20 protein-coding genes are annotated in these 20,139 nt (G+C 71.5%); 14 read left to right on the top strand and 6 right to left on the bottom strand.

Annotation, left to right across the window (positions count from 1 at the left end; genetic code table 11):
• Nucleotides 1-4 precede the first annotated feature (4 nt).
• The 10 genes from Q0599_RS23175 to Q0599_RS23130 are packed head-to-tail and all read left to right on the top strand — an operon-like array spanning nt 5 to nt 9,637.
• Nucleotides 5-1,105: an ABC transporter permease gene (locus Q0599_RS23175; RefSeq protein WP_298834968.1), complete on the top strand. Its 1,101-nt coding sequence runs from the start codon at nt 5-7 to the stop codon at nt 1,103-1,105.
• Entirely contained in the window at nt 1,102-2,028 is a 927-nt protein-coding gene (locus tag Q0599_RS23170) for an ABC transporter permease (RefSeq protein WP_298834966.1), read from the top strand. The genes Q0599_RS23175 and Q0599_RS23170 overlap by 4 nt, the downstream gene beginning before the upstream one ends.
• A 15-nt stretch (nt 2,029-2,043) precedes the next feature.
• Nucleotides 2,044-2,739 (top strand): cysteine hydrolase family protein, encoded by a 696-nt coding sequence (locus Q0599_RS23165; RefSeq protein ID WP_298834964.1) that lies wholly within the window; start codon nt 2,044-2,046, stop codon nt 2,737-2,739.
• 6 nt (nt 2,740-2,745) lie between these two features.
• On the top strand, nt 2,746-4,350 hold the full coding sequence (locus Q0599_RS23160; RefSeq protein WP_298834962.1) for an ABC transporter ATP-binding protein: 1,605 nt from the start codon (nt 2,746-2,748) through the stop codon (nt 4,348-4,350).
• On the top strand, nt 4,347-5,012 hold the full coding sequence (locus Q0599_RS23155) for a cysteine hydrolase (RefSeq protein ID WP_298834961.1): 666 nt from the start codon (nt 4,347-4,349) through the stop codon (nt 5,010-5,012). The genes Q0599_RS23160 and Q0599_RS23155 overlap by 4 nt, the downstream gene beginning before the upstream one ends.
• On the top strand, nt 5,009-6,022 hold the full coding sequence (locus Q0599_RS23150; protein WP_298834959.1) for an ABC transporter permease: 1,014 nt from the start codon (nt 5,009-5,011) through the stop codon (nt 6,020-6,022). The genes Q0599_RS23155 and Q0599_RS23150 overlap by 4 nt, the downstream gene beginning before the upstream one ends.
• A gap of 3 nt (nt 6,023-6,025) precedes the next feature.
• The gene (locus Q0599_RS23145; protein ID WP_298834956.1) at nt 6,026-6,871 is read left to right on the top strand and encodes an ABC transporter permease; all 846 of its coding nucleotides are present in this window, start codon (nt 6,026-6,028) and stop codon (nt 6,869-6,871) included.
• Nucleotides 6,868-7,893: an ABC transporter ATP-binding protein gene (locus tag Q0599_RS23140; RefSeq protein WP_298834954.1), complete on the top strand. Its 1,026-nt coding sequence runs from the start codon at nt 6,868-6,870 to the stop codon at nt 7,891-7,893. Before Q0599_RS23145 ends, Q0599_RS23140 begins: the two co-directional genes overlap by 4 nt.
• 13 nt (nt 7,894-7,906) lie before the next feature.
• Entirely contained in the window at nt 7,907-8,908 is a 1,002-nt protein-coding gene (locus tag Q0599_RS23135) for an ABC transporter ATP-binding protein (RefSeq protein ID WP_298834952.1), read from the top strand.
• A gap of 9 nt (nt 8,909-8,917) precedes the next feature.
• On the top strand, nt 8,918-9,637 hold the full coding sequence (locus Q0599_RS23130; protein WP_298834950.1) for a GntR family transcriptional regulator: 720 nt from the start codon (nt 8,918-8,920) through the stop codon (nt 9,635-9,637).
• Here Q0599_RS23130 and Q0599_RS23125 read toward each other — a convergent pair.
• Both Q0599_RS23125 and Q0599_RS23120 read right to left on the bottom strand, forming a co-directional pair.
• Complete coding sequence (locus Q0599_RS23125) at nt 9,634-10,977, bottom strand: ATP-binding protein (protein WP_298834948.1); 1,344 nt, start codon at nt 10,975-10,977, stop codon at nt 9,634-9,636. The two genes, Q0599_RS23130 and Q0599_RS23125, sit on opposite strands and share 4 nt — an antisense overlap.
• Entirely contained in the window at nt 10,977-11,708 is a 732-nt protein-coding gene (locus Q0599_RS23120; RefSeq protein ID WP_298834946.1) for a response regulator, read from the bottom strand. The genes Q0599_RS23125 and Q0599_RS23120 overlap by 1 nt, the downstream gene beginning before the upstream one ends.
• A gap of 183 nt (nt 11,709-11,891) precedes the next feature.
• Here Q0599_RS23120 and Q0599_RS23115 point away from each other — a divergent pair, with 183 nt between their 5' ends.
• From Q0599_RS23115 to Q0599_RS23100, 4 genes are all read left to right on the top strand, one after another.
• Nucleotides 11,892-12,248, top strand: coding sequence for a hypothetical protein (locus Q0599_RS23115; protein ID WP_298834944.1), 357 nt, complete (start codon nt 11,892-11,894; stop codon nt 12,246-12,248).
• Between the two features lie 61 nt (nt 12,249-12,309).
• Nucleotides 12,310-12,693, top strand: coding sequence for a hypothetical protein (locus tag Q0599_RS23110; RefSeq protein ID WP_298834942.1), 384 nt, complete (start codon nt 12,310-12,312; stop codon nt 12,691-12,693).
• 27 nt (nt 12,694-12,720) lie between these two features.
• Entirely contained in the window at nt 12,721-13,383 is a 663-nt protein-coding gene (locus Q0599_RS23105; protein WP_298834940.1) for a DUF6515 family protein, read from the top strand.
• 48 nt (nt 13,384-13,431) lie between these two features.
• The gene (locus Q0599_RS23100) at nt 13,432-14,133 is read left to right on the top strand and encodes a DUF2202 domain-containing protein (protein ID WP_298834938.1); all 702 of its coding nucleotides are present in this window, start codon (nt 13,432-13,434) and stop codon (nt 14,131-14,133) included.
• A gap of 111 nt (nt 14,134-14,244) precedes the next feature.
• Here Q0599_RS23100 and Q0599_RS23095 read toward each other — a convergent pair whose 3' ends face one another.
• The 4 genes from Q0599_RS23095 to Q0599_RS23080 form a co-directional block, all read right to left on the bottom strand.
• Complete coding sequence (locus tag Q0599_RS23095; RefSeq protein WP_298834936.1) at nt 14,245-16,002, bottom strand: fibronectin type III domain-containing protein; 1,758 nt, start codon at nt 16,000-16,002, stop codon at nt 14,245-14,247.
• Nucleotides 16,003-16,252: 250 nt separating this feature from the next.
• Nucleotides 16,253-16,732 (bottom strand): JDVT-CTERM system glutamic-type intramembrane protease, encoded by a 480-nt coding sequence (gene mrtJ, locus Q0599_RS23090; protein WP_298834934.1) that lies wholly within the window; start codon nt 16,730-16,732, stop codon nt 16,253-16,255.
• A 51-nt stretch (nt 16,733-16,783) separates the two neighbouring features.
• Complete coding sequence (locus Q0599_RS23085; protein WP_298834932.1) at nt 16,784-19,081, bottom strand: choice-of-anchor O protein; 2,298 nt, start codon at nt 19,079-19,081, stop codon at nt 16,784-16,786.
• Nucleotides 19,082-19,478: 397 nt separating this feature from the next.
• Entirely contained in the window at nt 19,479-19,970 is a 492-nt protein-coding gene (locus Q0599_RS23080) for a hypothetical protein (protein WP_298834930.1), read from the bottom strand.
• Between the last annotated feature and the right edge of the window lie 169 nt (nt 19,971-20,139).

Here is a 20,139-nt window from a genome sequence, read left to right as displayed (position 1 = left end):
CCGCATGAGCAGCCTCCCCGTTGCTGCCGGCATGCCCGCCGCCGAAGCGGCGGCCGCCGCACCGAAGGTGCGCGCCCTGGCGCAGGCGCTGGCGCCGGCGGCTGCCGCGCTGGCGCTGACGGTGCTGCTCTTCTCCGTCGCCGTCGCGCTGGCCGGCTTCAGCCCGCTGGAAGTGTGGGGGCTGATCCTGCTCGGCGGCTTCGGCGACGCGTTCGCCTGGCAGAACACGCTGCAGCGCGCCGCGCCGCTGATCCTCACCGGCCTGGCGGTGGCGCTGCCGGCGCAGGCCGGGCGGGTGATCATCGGCAACGAGGGTGCGCTGGTGCTCGGCGGCCTGGCCGCCTCGGCCTTCGGCAATGTGCTCGCCGCGGCGCAGGCCGGCGCCTGGCTGGTGTGGCCGGCGATGGCCCTGGCCGGCATGCTGGCCGGTGGCGTGTGGATCGGCCTGGTCGGCCTCTTGCGCGAGAAGCGCGAGGTCAACGAGACGATCTCGGGTCTGCTGATGTCCTTCATCGCCATCGCGCTGTTCAACCAGTGCGTCGAGACGGTGCTGCGCGACCCGGCCAGCCTGAACAAGCCGTCCACGAAGCCGCTGCCCGATGCGCTGATGCTGCCGACCCTGCCCGGCCTCGACGTGCACTACGGGCTGTTGCTGGGCCTGCTCGCCGCGCTGCTGGCCTGGGGGGTGATGCGCTTCACCCCGCTGGGCCTGGCGCTGCGCGTGGCCGGCGGCAACGCACGCACGGCGCTGGGGGTCGGCCTGCCGGTGTCGACGCTGACCATCGGCGCCTGCGCAGCCGGCGGCGCCTGCGCGGGCCTGGCCGGGGCGGTGGAGGTCGGGGCGGTGCACGGCGCGGCCAATGCGTCGCTGATCGCCGGCTACGGCTACAGCGGCATCCTCATCGCCTTCGCGGCGCGCTTCTCACCGGCCGGCGTGGTGCCGGTGGCGATCCTGGTCGGCGGCATCGCCGCCAGCGGCAGCCTGCTGCAGCGCCGGCTCGGCCTGCCCGATGCCTCGGTGACCGTGCTGCTGGGCTTTGCTTTTGTCGCGCTGATCGCCTGCGAGACGCTGCGCGGGCGGTCGTTCTTCAAGGGGCGGGCATGAGTGACGCCAGTGCGCTGGGCTGGTGGGGCGTGCCCCTGGCCATCCTCGGCGGCGCAATCCGCGTCGGCACGCCGCTGTTGTGGGTCAGCCTGGGCGAGACGGTGACCGAGAAGGCCGGCCGCATCAACCTGGGCCTCGAGGGCACGCTGCTGATGGGCGCGATGACCGCCTTCGCCGTCTCCCTGGCCAGCGGCAGCCCCTGGCTCGGCGTGCTGGCCGCGGCCGGCGTCGGCATCCTGCTCGGCGCGCTGCACGGCGCACTGTGCAGCCTGAACCGCGTCAACGACACCGCGATGGGCATCGCACTGATGCTGGCCGGCTCGGGCCTCGCGTTCTGGCTCGGCAAGCCCTTGATCCAGCCGAGCGCGCCGGGCCTGCCGCCGATCGCGCTGGGCGACTGGTCGACGCTGGCGCCGGTGAAGGCGGCCTTGGCCATCAATCCGCTCTTCGCGCTCGGCCTCGCGCTCGCCTTCGCGACGTGGTGGGCGCTGGGCCGCACCCGCTTCGGCCTGCGCCTGCGCGTGGTCGGCGACAGCGAGAACGCCGCGCGCGCCTTCGGCCTCTCGCCCACCGCCTACCGCATCGCCGCGACGGCCTTCGGCGGTGCCTGCGCGGGCGTCGGCGGTGCCTCCCTGTCGCTGGTCTATCCCGGCGCGTGGAGCGAGGCGCTGTCCAGCGGCCAGGGCGTGATGGCCGTGGCGCTGGTCATCTTCGCGCGCTGGGACCCGCGCCGCTGCGTACTGGCCGGGCTGCTCTTCGGCGGCGCCAGCGCGATCAGCCCGGCGCTGCAGGCCCTGGGCTACAGCCAGGGCTACTACCTGCTGGCCGCGCTGCCCTATGCGCTGACGCTGGCGCTGCTGGTCGGCCTGGGCAAGCCCGGACCCAGCCACGGCGCGCCCGGCGAACTGTCGCTGAACCGCTGACCAAGGACGCCCCCCATGAAGCCCTTCGCCACCGTCGATGCGAACCCCTATGCCTGGCCCTTCGACGGCGACTGGACGCCGGCGAACACCGCGCTGGTGATCATCGACATGCAGACCGACTTCTGCGGCCTCGGCGGCTACGTCGACCGCATGGGCTACGACCTGTCGATGACGCGTGCACCGATCGGCCCGATCAAGAGCCTGCTCGCGAAGGCACGGGCGCTGGGCATGCACGTGATCCACACCCGCGAGGGCCACCGCCCGGACCTCGCCGACCTGCCGGCCAACAAGCGCTGGCGATCGCGACAGATCGGCGAGGGCGGCGTCGGCATCGGCGACCCCGGCCCCTGCGGCCGCATCCTGGTGCGCGGCGAGCCGGGCTGGCAGATCATCGACGAGCTCGCACCCGCCGACGGCGAGCCCATCATCGACAAGCCGGGCAAGGGTTCGTTCTGCGCCACCGATCTCGAGCTGATCCTGACCACGCGCGGCATCCGCAACCTGATCCTCACCGGCATCACCACCGACGTGTGCGTGCACACGACGATGCGCGAGGCCAACGACCGCGGTTTCGAATGCCTGATCGTCAGCGACGGCACCGGCGCCACCGACCGCGGCAACCACGAGGCCGCGCTGAAGATGGTGACGATGCAGGGTGGCGTGTTCGGCGCGGTGGCCTCGTCGGCGGCGATCCTCGCCGCGCTGGGTTGAACGGCCATGAGTGATCTGATCCCGCCGCAGATCGAGCCGACCGGCGCCGCCAAGGTCGAGATGCTGAACTTCAGCAAACGCTTCGGCGCGCTGCAGGCACTCGACGACGTGTCGCTGACCGTCGAGGCCGGCAGCTTCCATGCGCTGCTCGGCGAGAACGGCGCGGGCAAGTCGACGCTGGTCAAGTCGCTGATCGGCTTCTACAGGCCCGACACCGGCAGCGTGATGGTCGACGGCCGCGAGCGCGCGATCGGCAGTCCGAAGGACGCCGCGGCGCTCGGCCTGGGCATGATCTTCCAGCACTTCACCGTGGTGCCGGGCATGACGGTGGCCGAGAACCTCGCGCTGGCGCAGCGCGACCTCGGCGCCTTCATCGACTGGAAGCACGAGCGCAACAAGCTGGCCGATTTCATGGCCACGGCGCCGTTCCCGCTCGCGCTCGATGCGCGGGTGGCCGAGCTGGCCGCCGGCGAGAAGCAGAAGCTGGAGATCCTCAAGGCGCTGTATGCGAAGCGGCGCTTTCTGGTGCTCGACGAGCCGACTTCGGTGCTGACGCCGCAGGAGGCCGACGAGGTGCTCGGCCGCGTCAAGGCGATGTGCCGCGACGGCCTGCTCACCGTGCTCATCATCACGCACAAGTTCCGCGAGGTGTTCGGCTTCTGTGACGAGGTGACGGTGCTGCGCCGCGGCCGACGCACCGGCGCGGCCCGCGTGGCGGCCACCTCGCGCGACGAGCTCGCCGGCTGGATGATGGGCGTGGCCACGGACGCGGCGGCGCTGCCGGCGGCGACCTCGGGACAGTCCACCGCCACGGCGCCGGTGGCCGCCGGCGGGCCGGCACGACTCGCGCTGCGCGGCCTGGTGGTGGACGGCCACGAAGGGCGACGCGCCATCGACGGCCTGTCGCTCGAAGTGATGCCCGGCGAGATCGTCGGCGTGGCCGGCGTCTCCGGCAACGGCCAGCGCGAGCTGCTGGCGGCGCTGACCGGTGCGATGCCGGTGGCTGGCGGCGAGGTGGCCATCGACGGCCAGCCGTACCGGCCGACCCGCGCGCAGATGGAGCGCTTCGGCGTGCGCAGCCTGCCCGAGGAGCCGCTGCACAACGGCTGCGTGGGCAGGCTGTCGGTGGCCGAGAACCTGGCGCTGCGCAACTTCGACCGCGCGCCGCTGGCCCGCGGCGCCTGGCTGTCGCGCCCGGCCATGCGCACGCAGGCGCTGGCGCAGATCGAGGCCTACCGCGTCAAGACGCCGGGGCCGGAGGCGCCGATCGAGACGCTGTCCGGCGGCAACGTGCAGCGTGCCGTGCTGGCGCGCGAGCTGGCGCCGGACCCGACGCCGCCGCGCCTGCTGATCGTCGCCAACCCGTGCTTCGGGCTCGATTTCCAGGCCACCGCCGAGATCCATGCGCGGCTGCGTGCCGCACGCGACGGCGGCGCCGGGGTGCTGCTGATCAGCGAGGACCTCGACGAGCTGCTCGCGCTGTCGTCGCGGCTGCTGGTGCTGTCGCACGGCCACATCGCGATGGCCTGCCCCGCCGCGCAGGCCGACATCGGCGCGATCGGCCGCGCCATGGCGGGCGACCGCCACGAACCGCAGGCGGAGGCCGCGTGACGAAGACCATCCACGCCCGTCCCTACGACTTCCCGTTCGATCCGGCGCACACCGCCGTGGTGATGATCGACATGCAGCGCGACTTCCTCGAGGCCGGCGGATTCGGCGCGATGCTGGGCAACGACGTCAGCAGGCTCTCGCCCATCGTGCCGGCCTGCGCGAGGCTGCTGGCACTGGCGCGCCGGCACGGCATGACCGTGATCCACACGCAGGAGGCGCACGACCCGCAGCTGGCCGACTGCCCGCCGAGCAAGAAGGCCCGCGGCGGCCTCGCGTGCGGGATCGGCGACCCCGGCCCGCTGGGCCGTGTGCTGGTGGCCGGCGAGCCGGGCGCCGGCTTCGTCCCCGACCTGCTGCCCCAGCCCGGCGACCTGGTGCTGCGCAAGCCGGGCAAGGGTGCTTTCTACGCCACCAGCCTCGACGCGATCCTGCATGCGCAGGGCATCACCCACCTGCTGATCGGCGGCGTGACCACCGAGGTCTGCGTGCAGACGACGATGCGCGAGGCCAACGACCGCGGCTACGAGTGCCTGCTCGTCACCGACTGCGCGGCGAGCTACTTCCCCGAGTTTCACGCCGCGGTGGTCGAGATGGTCGTCGCGCAAGGCGGCATCGTCGGCTGGGCGGCGCCGCTGGCCGAGGTCGAGAGGGCGCTTTCGTGATCAAGGTCATCGCCAGGCGCCTGCTCGGCGCATTGCCCAACCTGCTCGGCGTGATCATCGTGACCTTCCTGCTCACCCGCGCGCTGCCCGGTGACCCGGCCGCCTACTTCGCCGGCGGCGCGGCGACGCAGGAAGCGGTGGACCAGGTGCGCGTCCAGCTCGGCCTGGACAAGCCGCTGATCGAGCAGTTCTTCCGCTACGTGGCCGACCTGTCGCGCGGCGAGCTCGGCACCTCGCTGACCACCGGCCAGCCGGTGCTGAACGAGCTGCTCATGCGGCTGCCGGCGTCGATCGAGATGGTGCTGCTGGCCCTCGCGCTGGCCTGCGCGATCGCGCTGCCGCTGGGCGTGCTCGCGGCGACGCGGCCGGGCTCGTGGGTCGACCAGCTGTGCCGGCTGGTGACCACCGCCGGCGTGTCGCTGCCGACCTTCTTCACCGGCCTGGTGCTGGCCTATGTCTTCTACTTCCTGCTCGGCTGGGCGCCGTCGCCGCTGGGCCGGCTCGACCCGATGTGGTCGCCGCCGGCCACGGTCACCGGCTTCTACCTGATCGATGCGCTGATCGCCGGCGATGCCGGCCTCTGGTGGGCCTGCTTCAAGCAGCTGGTCCTGCCGGTGCTGACGATGGCGATCTTCGTGCTCGCGCCGATCGCGCGCATGACCCGCGCCTCGATGCTCGCGGTGCTGGGCAGCGACTTCATCCGCACCGCGCGCGCCTCGGGGCTGACCAGCCGCACCGTGCTGGTGACCTACGCGCTGCGCAACGCGCTGCTGCCGGTGGTGACCACGCTGGGCATGGTGTTCGGCTTCATGCTCGGCAGCAGCGTGGTGATCGAGAAGGTGTTCGGCTGGCCCGGCGTGGGCAGCTACGCCATCGACGCGCTGACGGCCAGCGACTACGCGCCGATCCAGGGCTTCGTGCTGGCGATGGGCGTGCTGTTCGTGCTGCTCAACCTGCTGGTCGACATGCTGTACACGCTGATCGACCCGCGGGTCTCGCTGGAGACCTGAGCGATGAACGAGACGCTCAAGCACATCCGCCACGTCCTGTCCGAGAATCCGGTGACCCTGGTCGCCGCGGCGCTGTTCCTGCTGTTCATCCTGGTCGCCCTCGTCGGCCCGGCGATCGTGCCGCACGACCCGCTGGCCAGCAACGCGACCGCGGCGCTGCAGCCGCCGTCGGCGGCGCACTGGTTCGGCACCGACGCGCTAGGCCGTGACATCTTCTCGCGCACGCTGGTGGCCACGCGCCTGGACCTGGGCATCGCGATCAGCGCCGTCGCGCTGTCCTTCGCGCTGGGCATCGCGCTGGGCCTGGCCGCCGGCTTCTTCGGCGGCTGGTGGGACACCGCGATCACGCGCGTCTCCGACACCATCATGGCCTTCCCGCTGTTCGTGCTGGCGATGGGCATTGTCGCCGCGCTGGGCAACACGGTGGGCAACATCGTGCTGGCCACGGCGATCATCAACCTGCCCTTCTACATCCGCGTGGCGCGGGCCGAGGCGAATGTGCGGCGTGGCGCCGGCTTCATCGAGGCGGCCCGGCTGTCGGGCAACGGCGACGTGCGCATCCTCGCGGTGCACCTGTTCCCCAACATCCTGCCGCCGGCGATGGTGCAGGTGAGCCTGAACATGGGCTGGGCGATCCTCAATGCGGCCGGGCTGTCCTTCATCGGCCTGGGCGTGCGGCCGCCGACGCCGGAGTGGGGCATCCTGGTGGCCGAGGGTGCGCAGTTCATCGTCTCCGGCGAATGGTGGGTGAGCTTCTTCCCCGGCGCGGTGCTGATGCTGGCGGTGTTCACCTTCAACCTGCTGGGCGACGCGCTGCGCGACATCTTCGATCCGCGGAGGAGGACATGAGCGCCCCACCCCTGCTGGAGGTGACCGACTTCGGCCTCGAGTTCCGCACCCGCAGCGGTACCGTCCACGCGCTGCAAGGCGTCGACCTGCGCATCCACAGGGGCGAGATCGTCGGCCTGGTCGGCGAGAGCGGCTCGGGCAAGTCGGTGCTGAGCTATGCGCTGCTGGGCATCTCCGACCGCGCCGCCAAGGTCACCAGCGGCAGCGCGATGTTCGGCGGCCTCGACCTGCTGAAGGCCGACGAGCGCTCCCTCGCCGACTTGCGCGGCCGCGAGATCTCGATGATCTTCCAGAGCCCGCGCACCGCGCTCAACCCGATCCGTCCGGTGGGCCCGCAGATCGAGGACGTGCTGCGCCGCCATGCCGCCGCGCGCGGCGCCGACCTGCGCGCCAGCCTGCACGAGCGTGCCGTGCAGGCGCTGCGCGACGTGGCCATCTCCGATCCCGAGCGGCGCCACGGCGCCTACCCGTTCGAGATGTCCGGCGGCATGTGCCAGCGCGTGATGATCGCGCTGGCGCTGGCCTGCCGGCCCGCGCTGCTGATCGCCGACGAGCCGACTACCGGCCTGGACGTGACCACGCAGGCCGCGGTGATGGACCTGCTCACGTCGCTGGCGCGCGAGCGGCAGATGGCCACGCTGTTCATCACGCACGACCTCGCGCTGGCCGCCGACCACTGTGACCGCATCGTGGTGATGCACGCCGGCCATGCCGTCGAGGCCGCGCCGGCGCGCGCGCTCTTCAGCCAGGCGCGCCATCCGTACACCGCGCGGCTGCTCAGCTCCACGCCCGACGAGCGCACGCGCACCGCACAGTCGCTGGAGCCGGTGCCGGGCAACCTGCCCGACCTGCGCCGCGACGACCTGCCCGGTTGCCGCTTCGCCGAGCGCTGCGAGCGGCGCAGCGAACTGTGCATGCACGAGCGCCCGTCGCTCGACCCGGCTGCGGCGCACAGTGCCGCCTGCTGGCACCCGCTGTTCGGACCACCGGCGCGCTCGCGCCGCCCGACCCACCATGCTTGACGCCGTGCCCCTGATGAATTCCCTCGCACCGGCCGCGCCGCGGGCCGCGGCCACGCAAACGCCCGGCGCCCCCCTGCTGCAGATCGAGCGGCTGCACAAGCGCTTCGCCCTGGCGGGGGGGCGTCAGCTGCACGCCGTCGACGACCTCGAGCTCTCGCTGGCCGCCGGCGAGAGCCTCGGCCTGGTCGGCGAATCGGGCTGCGGCAAGAGCACGCTGGTGCGTCTGATCGCACGCCTGCTCGATCCGAGCGAAGGCCGCATCGTCTTCGACGGCGAGGACCTCGCGGCGTTGCCGGCGCGGCGCTTCGCCAAGGCGGCCCAGCGCAGCGCGATCCAGATGGTGTTCCAGGACCCGACCGACAGCCTGAACCCGCGCTTCACCGCGCGCGAGGCGATCCGCGAGCCGCTGACGCTGCTGTCCGGGCTGGCCCGCGGCGCGGCCGACGCGCGCGTCGAGGAAGTGGCGGCGCAGGTCGGCCTGCCGGCCGCGCTGCTGTCGCGCTTCCCGCACCAGCTCTCGGGCGGGCAGAAGGCGCGCGTGGGCATCGCGCGTGCGCTGGCCGTGAAGCCACGCCTGCTCATCCTCGACGAGCCGACCGCCGCGCTCGACGTGTCCGTGCAGGCGGTGGTGCTGCAGCTGCTCGAGCAGCTGCGCGCCGAGCTGGGCCTGTCGCTGCTGTTCGTCTCGCACGACCTCAACGTGGTGCGGCTGCTCACCGACCGCGTGGCAGTCATGTACCTCGGCAAGCTGGTCGAGGTCGGCCCGTCGGAGCAGGTGTTCCGCTCGCCCAAGCATCCGTACACGCAGTCGCTGGTGTCGGCGATCCCTGGCCAGGGGCCGCGCATCCGCCTGTCGGGCGAGGTCGCCAGCCCGATCGATCCGCCGCCGCACGCCTGTCGCTTCCACGGCCGCTGCCCGCGCGGCGAAGACCGCTGCGCACGCGAGGCCCCACCGTTGCGCGCGCTGGGGCCGCAGCGCGTCGCCTGCCACTTCGCCGCTTCGCCCGCACCGTAGACTCGCTTCATGCCGCTGCGCGCCGTTTCTTCGCCACCGACCGAGAGCATCCGCAGCAACCTGGCGGAGCAGGCCTATGCGCAGCTCAAGGCGCTGATCCACGACTTCCAGCTGCTGCCCGGCGACCGCTTCTCCGAGAACGAGATGAGCGCGCGGCTGGGCGTCAGCCGCACGCCAGTGCGCGAGGCGCTGTTCCGGCTGCGCAACGAAGGGTTCCTCGAGGTCGAGAGCAAGGCCGGCTGGTACGTCAGGCCGATCGACTTCGACCGCCTCGACCAGCTCTACGACCTGCGCGTGCTGCTCGAGCTGGCCAGCGTGGCGCGGCTGTGCGCGCGCGAGAGCGACCCGCCGGAGCTCGAGGCCCTGAAGTCCGCCTGGCTGGTGCCGGTCGCCGAGCGGCTGTCCGACATGCGCGAGGTCGGCGCGCTCGACGAGCAGTTCCACGCCACGCTGGTGCGCGCCGCCGGCAATGGCGAGATCGCCAAGGTGCACTGGGACGTGACCGAGCGCATCCGCATCGTGCGGCGCCTGGACTTCACGCGCGAGGACCGCGTCGACGCCACCTACGCCGAACACGCGAAGATCCTGCGCGCGGTGCTGCAGCGCAAGCTCGACCAGGCGCAGCTGCTGCTAAGGAGCCACATCGAGCAGAGCAAGGCCGAGGTGCGCAAGATCACGCTCGGCACCCTGCACGAGGCGCGGTTGCGCGCACGCTCGACGCGGCGCTAGGCCGCCGGCACCACCACCCACGCGTCCAGTCCACCGCCTTCGCGTGGGTCGAGCCCGACCTGCCAGCCGTTGGCGCGGGCGAGTTGCTGCACGATCGCCAGGCCGAGGCCGAAGGCGCCCGGCGCCGGGTCGCCCTGACCCGGGGCGCGGTGGAAGGGACGGAACACCAGCGCCCGCTGGTCCGGCGCGATGCTCGGACCGCGGTCGAGCACGCGGATGGTCACGCGGCCCGCCTCGCCCGGCGGGGCGGCACGGGCGACCAGCTCGATCGGGCCGGGTGCGTAGCGCAGGGCATTGCTCAGCAGGTTGTCGACGATGCGCGCCAGTGCACCGGGCGCGGCGTGCACGCGGATCGTCTCGTCGCACTGCACCGACAACTGCGCGCCGGCCGAGCGCGCCGCAGCGTCGTGTGCCTGCGCGCGCTCGCGCAGCCAGGCACACAGCTCGAATTCGCCGGCCGTCTCGTTGTTCATGCCGCGCGCGATCTCGAGCATCTGGCCGATCAGCGCGTTCATCTCCTCGATGTCGCGTTCCAGCCGCGCCAGCAGCGCCGGGTCGGGGCGCATCGACAGCATCTCCAGCGCCAGTCGCATGCGCGCCAGCGGCGTGCGCAGGTCGTGCGACACACCGGCGAACAGCGTCGTGCGCGCATCCAGCAACTCGCGCACCTGCAGCGCCATGCGGTTGAAGTGGCGCGCCAGGTCGGCCAGTTCGCGCGGACCCGTCTCGGGCAGCAGCGCGGGGCTGGCGCCGCGCGCCAGCTGTGCCGCCGCCTGCTCGAGCTGGGCGATCGGCTGCACGATGCGCCGCGCCAGCCACCAGGACAGCAGCGCCACCATCAGCATGCCGAGGCCGAAAGGCAGTGCCAGTGCGCCCAGCGGTCGCGTCTTCATGCGGTCCGCCGCGAAGCCGACGCCCATCGTGCGCCCGGCGGCCGGTACCGCCGTCCACAGCCAGAGCCGGCCATCCGCGGCCGGCTCCTCGACGAAGAACACCTCGTGACCGATGCGGCGCGCGAAGGCCTGCTCGAGGAAGCGCAGGTAGGGGCCATGGCGCAGGCGGGTGTCCGGCGGCGGCTGCATGCTCGGCCGCAGCGCGATGTGGTGGCTGCGCTCCAGCTCCTGTTCGAACACCGGGCGGGTCTCCGGCGGCAACTCGTTCCAGGTCTGCGCGGACAGCACCATCAGTCCGGCCAGGTCGTCGGAGGCGCGGCGCGCCATCGGCAGGAAGATGAAGCCCAGCGCCGCCGCCGCGGTGACCAGCTCCAGTGTGATGAACAGCGCGGCGAGCCAGCGCGCGTACTGCTGCGCCAGCCCCGCCGGCCGCCGGGGCCCGCCCATCAGGCCGACTCGCCCTGCGGATTGAACAGGTAACCCTCGCCGCGCACGGTGCGAATGTAGGCGGGGTGCGCCGGGTCGGCCTCGATGCGACGGCGCAGCCGCGTGACGCGCACGTCGATGCTGCGGTCGAACGCGCTGCGCTCGTAGCCCTTCAACCGCTCGATCAGGTCGTCGCGCGACAGCACGCGTTGGGGGTGCTCGACGAACACGCGCAGCAGCTGGAACTCGGCGGTCGAGATCGGCACCTCGGTGTCGCCGCGCATCAGCCGCCAGGCGGCGCTGTCCAGCGTGTAGGGGCCGAAGCTGTACTGGCCCGTCGCCGGCGGCGCGTCTGCCGGCGCCACCGCGCTCGCCGGCCGTGCGCGACGCAGCAGGGCGCGCAACCGGGCCAGCAGCTCGCGTGGGCTGAAGGGCTTGGGCAGATAGTCGTCGGCGCCGACCTCGAGGCCGACGACGCGGTCGATCTCCTCGCCGCGCGCCGACACCATCAGGATCGGCACCTCGCTGACCTTGCGCAGCTCGCGGGCGAGGCTCAGGCCGTCCTCGCCGGGCAGCATCAGGTCGAGCACGATCGCGTCCGGCGCCACCTGCGCCATGCGCTCGTGCATCTGCCGGCCGTCGACCGCGGTGTCGACGACGAAGCCGCTGGCGCTCAGGTAGTCGGCCAGCAGCTGGCGCAGCGCCGGGTCGTCATCGACGACGAGGATGCGTGACGGCACGGCGGCATTCATCGCCGTGCAGTGTAGCCAGCGCCCCGCGCGGACATGCATTGACGCTTGCTGAAACGCAATGAAATGCGCTGCTGCAGTCTCGACATCGCCAGGCAACGGCGGCTGCGCAACATGTCGGCCATGGTCACGCATCGAACCACCACCGTACCGACTGGGGTCGTTCGCACCCTCCGTCGCATCGCCATGCTGCTGCTTGCCGCCTGCGCCGCCACGGCGGCGCAGGCGGCGGGCCCGGCCAGCTCGCCGGCCGCGAAGCCGCTCGACCTGTCGCTGCCACGCGATGCCGGGCAGTGGACCGGCGTGGCGTCGCGCGTGCAGCCGCAGGCGCGTCCACAGGACATCGGCGAGATGCAGGCGGAACGCGGCCTGACCGTTCGCGCGCGTCATCAGCCCTATGGCACGGGCTACGAGGCGCGCATGTCGCGGCAATCAGCCGGCATGGCGTTCGGCGCAGCGGCTGCGGGAACGGGGGCGGCAGGCCCCGGCCCGCAGGGCAGTGCGGGCGCCGCGCCGCGCGGCGGTGCCAGCAGGGGCCGATGAGGCCCACGGAATTTTCCATCGAGGCGGAGTGCCTCTTTCTTCCAACCCAGGAGTTGTCACGATGAACGCAAGTCAGACCCTCAAGACCTTCATGGCTGTCGCGGCGCTGGCCGTGTCGGCGGGCGCTTCGGCGCAAACGCAGGATCAGACCCGCACCCAGGCGCGCGATCAGGTCCGCACCGAGGCCAAGGAGCAGAGCAAGGACCAGGTGCGGGATCAGGACCGCGATCGCGTCAGGGACCAGGACCGCGTCAAGGACCAGACCAAAGACCAGGCCAAGGAACAGGTGAAGGCGCAGACGCGCACCCGGACCGAGGCCCAGGCCCGCGCCGAAGAACAGACGCGCAGCCGCCAGGGCGCTTCGGCCGGCACCGGTGCGGGCGGCCGCGCCGGTGGTGGTGGCGCCGGTGGTGCTGGCGGTGGTGGTGGCGGCCGCGGCCGCTGATCGCCGGCCCGGACAGGAGACGCCAGCATGACGAACACGACTCGCAGCCTGGCCGCGGCCCTCGCGGCCCTCGCGGCCCTGAGCTTGCTCGGCAGCGCGGCCGCCGCCCCGCCGGGGTCCGACCGGCGCGCCGGGCCGGACGTCCGGCGCGCGGCCGCAGCGCCGTTCCGCACGCCGCACATCCGCTTCGACGCGCTGCACCTGCACAACCACTACTACCCCGAGCGCGGCTACGTGGTGCCGCGGCTTCCCACGGGCAGCGTCAGCATCGCCTTCGGCGGCAGCAGCTACTTCTTCCATGGCGGCGTGTGGTACCGGCCTTCGGGCACGCGCTTCATCGTGGTGCTGCCGCCGATCGGCATCTTCGTGCCGATCCTGCCGCCGGCCTACGTCACGCTGTGGATCGGCGGCTCGTACGTCTACTACGCCAACGGCGTCTACTACGCGCCGGCGGGCAGCAGCGGCTACGTCGTCGTCGAACCCCCGCCGGCGACCGAGACGGCCTCGCCGGCCGCAGCGCCCGAGCCGGTCATCTACCCGCGCAACGGGCAGAGCGTCGAACAGACCGAGGCCGACCGGCGCGAGTGCAACCGCTGGGCCACGACGCAGCCCGCCGCGATGAACGACGCCAGCGTGTTCCAGCGCGCCGTGGCGGCGTGCATGGATGCGCGCGGCTACACCGTCCGCTGACTCCGCGCCGTGCGCACAGCGCGCACGGCCCTCCTCGAAAGGAAAACCATGCAACGCAAACAGTTCCTCCGCCACGTCGGCGCCCTCATCGGCGGCGCGGCGCTCGCCCCCCTGATCACAGCCTGCGGCGGTGGCGGTGGCAGCGATGCCGACACCGCGACCCCCACCGCGGTCACCGACACGAGCACGGCGGCGGCGCCCACCGCGACGCAGTCGAGCAGCGTCGGCGTGCTGTCGGCCGCCGAGATCGCCGGCCTGAAGTTCATGCGCGAGGAGGAGAAGCTGGCACACGACGTCTACATCGCGATGTTCGCGCTGTGGGGCCACCAGACCTTCGCCAACATCGCCGAGAGCGAGACCACGCACACCGAGGCCATCCTCGCGCTGCTGACGAAGTACGGCGTCGACGATCCGGCCGCCGGCAAGGCCGCGGGCGTGTTCGAGGATCCCGAGCTGCAGGCGCTCTACGACACGCTGGTGGCGGCCGGCAGCGCGAACCTGATCGAGGGCCTCAAGGTCGGCGCGCTGATCGAGGAAACCGACATCGAGGACATCGAGGAACGCAAGGAAGTCACCGACGAATCCGACATCCTGCGCGTCTACGACAGCCTGCTGTGCGGCTCGCGCAACCACCTGCGCGCCTTCAACGGTGCACTGCTCGACCAGGGTGTGACCTACGTCGCGCAGGTCATCAGCCAGGAGGAGTGGGACGCGATCGCCTACTCGGCGCGCGAGACTTGCGGCGGCTGAGCCTGCTGCTTCCTCGCCCCACGATCATGTGCGGTGGATGACCCCAGCCACCCGCGCAAAGAAAAAAAGCCCGGCTGGATGCCGGGCTTTGCCGTCGAGCGAGGCTCGAACTCAGTTCACGCCAATGTCGATGTAGGTCGTCTTGCTGTCGACCAGCGTCGAGGTCGTCTCCGACGAATGCAGGCTCTCGAGCAGCACGTTGTTGGTGTAGTCCGTGCCGCCCACCGTCGCCGTGTCGTCCAGCGAGAAGGTGATGCGGTAGGTCCCGGCCTTGTCGCCCGCCGTGCACTGGTTGAGGCGCCAGTTGAAGCCGTAGGTCAGGCTGCCGCCGACGTTGATCTCCGACGAGTACTTCGGCACCTGCGAACCGTCCGGCACCGCGAGGCCTTCGGCGATCGAGCCGTTGAATCCGCAGGCATGGTCCGTCGGCACGCCGTTGACGAGCTTCTGGATCTTCAGGCGCGCCGTCACCGTGTAGACGCGACGCTCGGTCGCGTCGACGGTGGTCCCGACCGTGCCCTGCATCTCGTTGATGCCCTGCCCGTACAGGAACGTCATCGGATAGGCCAGCATGGTTTCGGTCGCCGGCCACGAGGTGCCGCCCGGGTACTGGCGCAGCACCGTCTCGACGCGGATCACCTGGTTGGGCGACAGCGCAGCGCTGGTCAGGTTGTCACCCCAGTCCACCTCGACGTTCTGCGTCGCGGCCTTGCCGTTGAGCCAGCTCGCCTGCCAGGTGCTGGAGGTCTGCTGCTGATAGTAGTCCACGCCTCCCACGGTATGGATGTCCGCGACGTTGAAGTAGGGGAACGGGTCGGTCACGTCGGTGGCCGTCGGACGCAATCCGGTGGCCAGGTCGGTGTGGTCGGTCCCGGTGATCACGCCGCCCAGCAGGCCGATGCCGTCGGCGAAGACCAGCGGCGTCGACAGGTTGTTGCCGAAGCCGGTGTCCCCACCCCCGCCGCCGCCCGTGCCGGGCGACCCGCGCGGCGTGGCCGACACCTCGGCCGAGACCGGACCTTCACCACCGGCGGTGACCGCCGTCACCACGTAGTAGTAGGTCACCTGGCCGGCCGGCACCACGTCGATGTGCGGCGAGACCACGCCTTCGAACTTGTCCGCCGTGCTCACGTCGATGCCCGGCGTGGTGCTGCGGTACAGGTTGTAGGACAGCACGTCGGCCGGGTCGGTCGGCGGCAGGGGCGGCGACCATTGCAGCGTGACCGACTTGGTCGTCTCCGGGGTCAGCACCGCGGCCAGCGACTGCGGCGCGCCGGGCACCGGCACCTGCGGCATGGCCGAAACCTGTTCGGAGGCCAGGCTCTCGCCGCCGGCGCCGACGCCGGTGACGACGTAGTAGTACGTCGAGCCGTTGGTCAGTCCGGTGTGCACGAAGGGGGCCGTGACGCCTTCGATCTTGGTGCCCGTCCCCGGCGTCACGCCGGGCGAGTTGGACCAGTACAGGTTGTGCGAGGTGGTGCCCAGCGTGCCTCGCCAGTCGACGGTGACCTGATGGTCGCCCGACACGGCCGACAAGGTGGTCGGCGCGCTCGGCGCAAGCGTCACCGACGCCTCGTTCGAGGGGCTGCCCTCGCCCTCGCCGTTGCTGGCCGTCACCACGTAGTAGTAGGTCAGCCCGTTGGTCAGGCCGGTGTGATCGTACGGCGACGTCACGCCCGCGATCTTCGTGCCCGTGTGCGGCGTCACCCCGGCGGTGTTGGACCAGTACAGGTTGTAGCTGTCGGCATCCGACGCCGCCGTCCAGGTCAGCGTGGCCTGCCCGTCTCCCGCCACGCCGGCGAGTTGCGACGGGGCGCCGGGCACGTCGTCACCGCCGCCACAGGCCGACAGGAATCCGAGGGTCACCATCGCGATGAACCCCCAGATCGAGAACCTTCGAGTTCGATCGATCCACCTCTCCAACATTTCGTACTCCTCTGGGTTGGGTTTGGCTCATGGCGCCGCCATGCACGACGGCCGCTGGCCCGCCTGCTGGCGACACGGGATGCATGCATGCTGTGCCTCGGTCCCTCATACCCAGTTGAGTACCATCAACGATTGTTGGTCCGTGTCGCCTGCTGGCCCGGATTGCGCGGCGGCCGATGCGGCCGAACCACACTCAGCCGTGCGCCCACCAGGCCACGAGGCCGAAGCCGGCGTTGTAGACGGCATGCGCCAGCACGGCCGGCCAGACACTGCCCAGGCGATCGCGCAGGTGACCGAACACCAGCGACGGAACCACCACCGCCAGCGCCCAGCCGGGTGGCTGGGCCGGCATGTGCAACGCGACGAAGCCAGCCGTCACGACGAGGTTCGCCCAGGTGACGGGGCCGAGCCGACGACCCGCGCTCAGCCGCAGCAACTGTCCCTGCAGCACACCACGGAAGACGAGTTCCTCGGCGATCGGCTGCACCAGCACCAGCGACAGCCAGCCGACCCAGCCGACCGGCGCGCGCATGCGATCGGCCACGGTCAGGCCGAGCGCCACCCAGACCGGCAGCGCGAGCAGCAAGGCGCCAAGCGCATGGGCGTCAGCCACACAGGCCCACCAACCCGCGGGTGGCCGCGCCAAGCCGCACTCCTCGGCCCTGGAACTCATGCGTCTCCTGCCTTCGCCGCACGAAGACGGCCGCGTCGTGGGATGCCCGCGTCAGGGAGGTGACCGGCTTGCACCCACGCGCCGCAACGCCAGCCCCGCCAGGCCAAGCGCCGCGAGCAGGGGCAGGCTCGGGTCGAACGGGGTGTCGCCGCGCGCCATCGTGCAACCGCTGCCGTTATGGGTCACGGTCACGGTCGCCGTCGTCTGGTTGTCCGCCAGGTCGAACTCAACGCCGTCGCTGCTCACCGCCGCGTCGATGGAGTAGCTCCCCTCGATGAAGCCGCTCACCTTCAACGCGATCTGCACGCTCTGTCCAGCCAGGAGCTCCGGGATGGCGCAACTGAACGTCGCGCCGCTGATGGCGCACCCACTCAGGCCGGTGATGGACACCGGCGTCAGCTCGGCGGGCACCGATCCGCTGAGCGCCACGTTGCGTGCGGCTCCGGTGCCTTCGTTGAGGATCGTCAGCGTGACGGCACCCCGCCTTTCCTCCTCGAACGAGACGCCGGTCGCGCCAAGATTCAGGTCGGGAACCTGCACCGACGCGACCGTCGTGAACATCGCATCCTTGGTGTCGACGTCGCCGCTCGTCTGCTCGGCCATCCACAGCACGCTGACCGACGTGCCGTCGGGCGAGGCACGCAACTGCGCTTCCGACTGGCCGGCCGTGTCGTCGGACACCGGCACGAACGGCTCGAAGCTGGCGCCCTGATCGCTCGAGCGCGACAGGTAGACGCGTCCCGACGTGCCCGCCGGCGAGTTGCTTTCGGTCGCGAAGGCGACATAGAGCACGTTGGTGTCCTGCGTGTCCCCCGCGTCGGCCATGCCGGTGAGCGGGTTGACGATGGTCCCTGGCGTCGGCACCAGACGAGGCTCGACCACGCGATGCGCCGGCGAGGCGATCTGCGACAGGTTCAGCGGCACGCTCCAGCTGCCCGGGCTTCCGTCGGTGGTGGAGCGCGTGACGAAGAGGTTGTAGTTGGCCGTCGGCGTGGCGGTCCGATCCGGATCGGCGCCCACCATGTCGGGCGTCTGGTCGTAGGCCAGCACGACCAGGCCGCCGCGCACGATGGCCCGGTGCGCATTGGCGTTGCCGCCCGAGGCGGCCAGGTTCGTCATCTGCTGCGGCGTGTCGGCCAGGATGTCGCTGGCGAGGTATCCGGTGGAGCCGGGTCGAGCCACGGGGTCGACGAGTCCACGACGGATGACGATGTCCGCCGGCGCGCCCGGCGCCACGGTCGGCGACTCGCGCCACAGCACCACGGTGCGCAGGTTGGAGGTTCCCGCCGCGGTGGCGCCCTGCAGCACGAAACGCACGCGCCGCGCGGTGCGCGTCACGTCGCTGAGGATGGTGCCGCTGGCGTCGGTGTCGTGTTTCGCGAACGGGAACGAGTGGTAGACGATGCACTTGCCGCCCGAGCTGCCCGGGCAGGCCGTCTCTTCGTAGGCCAGGACGGCCGTGCCGCCGCTGATCTGCAGGTTCGGCCGCGAGGCGCCCGGTTGCCCGGTGCCGAGCGTGTTGTTGTCGCTGACCTTCGCGACGTTGGCTCGGAAGGTCGCGCCGTCCGGCGTCGGCGCGTGGGTGTACCAGATGTTGGTGCCGCCGTGCACGGTGGCGCCGCTGCCGCCATCCCCCGGGCCTTCGGCCTCGCCCGGCCGCAGGCCGGCGGGATCCTCCTGCCAGGCGAGCGCGAAGGCGGTGCCGGTCGCGTTGCCGTTGACCACCTCGCCGATGGCGTCGCGCTCGCCATTGGTGATCTGCTGCACGTCCCAGGTCGCGAGCGACGGATCGGTGGTCGTGGCGGTCCACACGCAGTTGAACGGCCGGTCCGGCTGGCCGTCTTCGTTCAGGTCGCCGGCGCCCTGCAGCGCGCTGCTGTACGAGCCCGCATTGTTGGTGGCCGCAGGGTTCTCCGGGCAGTAGCCGCTGGCCCAGGTGACCACCGCATGCGGGCCCGAGGTGACCGGCGGCGCGAAGATGTTCGGCTTGTCGTTGTCCGCCACGAACATCAGCGCATCCTTCGTGAGGATCGACTGCCCGCCCGTGGCGCCGTTCGCAGCGTCGCGCGAGAGCAGCACCGGCGCGGACCAGGTGGCGCCTTCGTCGAAGGAGTACTTGACGAAGACGTTCTGCCGGCCGACCGGGCCGTCGCCATAGGTGAACAGCCACGCCTTCTTGAACTGGGCACCATCCTGATACGCCAGTCTCACGACCTTCGCCTTCTCGGTGGGCGAGGGCGTCTGGCTCACGTTCACTGCCGCGCCGCGCTGCAGCACCGTCGCCGCGTAAGACGCCGCCACTGCGGCCATGGCCGCGGCGACCAGCCCCACCTTGCCGCTTGTCCTCAAGGCACGCTCCCCCACTCCGTCCGGATCGGCATATACCCCTACTGGCATATGGCATTCAAGTGTGGACGGCGCTGCGCCCTGTCCTGTTGAGAACGATCAACACCCGCCTGTCGGCGTCGCGCGGCGAGCGTGCTGACCGCATGCTGGGTGCGTTGGCTCAAGAACCGGCACACTGTCTGGGGCGACCGATCGACGCGGCCGCCTCGCGCGCGCGCCTGGCCCGATCGGATGGGCACCGGCCCAGCAGATCGCGCCTGCTCTCGGAGTTTCAGAGCGAAGGGCCCGTCGAGCACGAGCAGCGGCGCTGCGCCGCCAGCCAAGCCACTCGTCTCACCCAGCGCGCTGCGGGCCGGACTCGAACTGATCGGCCGGCCCGCTGGATCGAGGCGTCACCGGCTCACTTGCCGCCGCCGCCGCCGCCGCCACCGCCGCCGCCACCGCCACCGCCGCCACCACCGCCGCCCCCAGCGCCCCCAGCGCCTCCGCCGGCACCCCTGCCGGCACCGGAACCCGGACCACGCCCTGCGGGCTGCGCATCCGGCAACGTCACGCCACGCTCCTTGGCGCGCGCCTTCATGCGCTCGTGGTGCTCGGCGCGAACCTGCTCCTGCTCCTGGGCCGTCTTGGCCGCGCGCATGCGGTTGCGGTACTCATTGCGCTCCTGCTCCGTCATCAGGCTGTAGCCGTAGATGTCGCGGTCGCGGGTCTGGTCGCGCGTGCGGTCCTGGTCGCGGGTCTGGTCGCGCGTGCGGTCCTGGTCTCGCGTCTGGTCCGCGGTCGTGTCGCGCGTCTGGTCGCGATCACGGTCGCGCGCCTGGTCCGCGGCCATGGCCGCCGATGCCGCCAGGGCGCCGGCCATCAGCCAGGGAAGTACTCTTCTTGCCGTCATTGCTGGTTCTCCTTGGTTTTCGACACTCGCTCAGGCTCACCAACGCAAGCCGGCAGACCTGAAAGGTCATGCTGAGTGGAAACCCTGAGCCCGGCGTTGAGTCCGATCAACTTCTCGCCCCCGCCGCGCTTCATATCGGTGAACGAATGTCAACGGCCGAGCCCCTGCC

Source organism: uncultured Piscinibacter sp., from assembly GCF_937952055.1.
Taxonomy (GTDB): domain Bacteria; phylum Pseudomonadota; class Gammaproteobacteria; order Burkholderiales; family Burkholderiaceae_C; genus Piscinibacter.
The sequence above is the reverse complement of the archived record's forward strand: the minus strand, read 5'-3'. Positions and strand labels throughout refer to the sequence as shown.

Coding starts and splice junctions, on each gene's coding strand:
- Q0599_RS23175 (WP_298834968.1), top strand. CDS start 5: ATGAGCAGCCTCCCCGTTGCTGCCGGCATGCCCGCCGCCGAAGCGGCG.
- Q0599_RS23170 (WP_298834966.1), top strand. CDS start 1,102: ATGAGTGACGCCAGTGCGCTGGGCTGGTGGGGCGTGCCCCTGGCCATC.
- Q0599_RS23165 (WP_298834964.1), top strand. CDS start 2,044: ATGAAGCCCTTCGCCACCGTCGATGCGAACCCCTATGCCTGGCCCTTC.
- Q0599_RS23160 (WP_298834962.1), top strand. CDS start 2,746: ATGAGTGATCTGATCCCGCCGCAGATCGAGCCGACCGGCGCCGCCAAG.
- Q0599_RS23145 (WP_298834956.1), top strand. CDS start 6,026: ATGAACGAGACGCTCAAGCACATCCGCCACGTCCTGTCCGAGAATCCG.
- Q0599_RS23140 (WP_298834954.1), top strand. CDS start 6,868: ATGAGCGCCCCACCCCTGCTGGAGGTGACCGACTTCGGCCTCGAGTTC.
- Q0599_RS23135 (WP_298834952.1), top strand. CDS start 7,907: ATGAATTCCCTCGCACCGGCCGCGCCGCGGGCCGCGGCCACGCAAACG.
- Q0599_RS23130 (WP_298834950.1), top strand. CDS start 8,918: ATGCCGCTGCGCGCCGTTTCTTCGCCACCGACCGAGAGCATCCGCAGC.
- Q0599_RS23125 (WP_298834948.1), bottom strand. CDS start 10,977: ATGGGCGGGCCCCGGCGGCCGGCGGGGCTGGCGCAGCAGTACGCGCGC.
- Q0599_RS23120 (WP_298834946.1), bottom strand. CDS start 11,708: ATGAATGCCGCCGTGCCGTCACGCATCCTCGTCGTCGATGACGACCCG.
- Q0599_RS23115 (WP_298834944.1), top strand. CDS start 11,892: ATGCTGCTGCTTGCCGCCTGCGCCGCCACGGCGGCGCAGGCGGCGGGC.
- Q0599_RS23110 (WP_298834942.1), top strand. CDS start 12,310: ATGAACGCAAGTCAGACCCTCAAGACCTTCATGGCTGTCGCGGCGCTG.
- Q0599_RS23105 (WP_298834940.1), top strand. CDS start 12,721: ATGACGAACACGACTCGCAGCCTGGCCGCGGCCCTCGCGGCCCTCGCG.
- Q0599_RS23100 (WP_298834938.1), top strand. CDS start 13,432: ATGCAACGCAAACAGTTCCTCCGCCACGTCGGCGCCCTCATCGGCGGC.
- Q0599_RS23095 (WP_298834936.1), bottom strand. CDS start 16,002: ATGGTGACCCTCGGATTCCTGTCGGCCTGTGGCGGCGGTGACGACGTG.
- mrtJ (WP_298834934.1), bottom strand. CDS start 16,732: ATGAGTTCCAGGGCCGAGGAGTGCGGCTTGGCGCGGCCACCCGCGGGT.
- Q0599_RS23080 (WP_298834930.1), bottom strand. CDS start 19,970: ATGACGGCAAGAAGAGTACTTCCCTGGCTGATGGCCGGCGCCCTGGCG.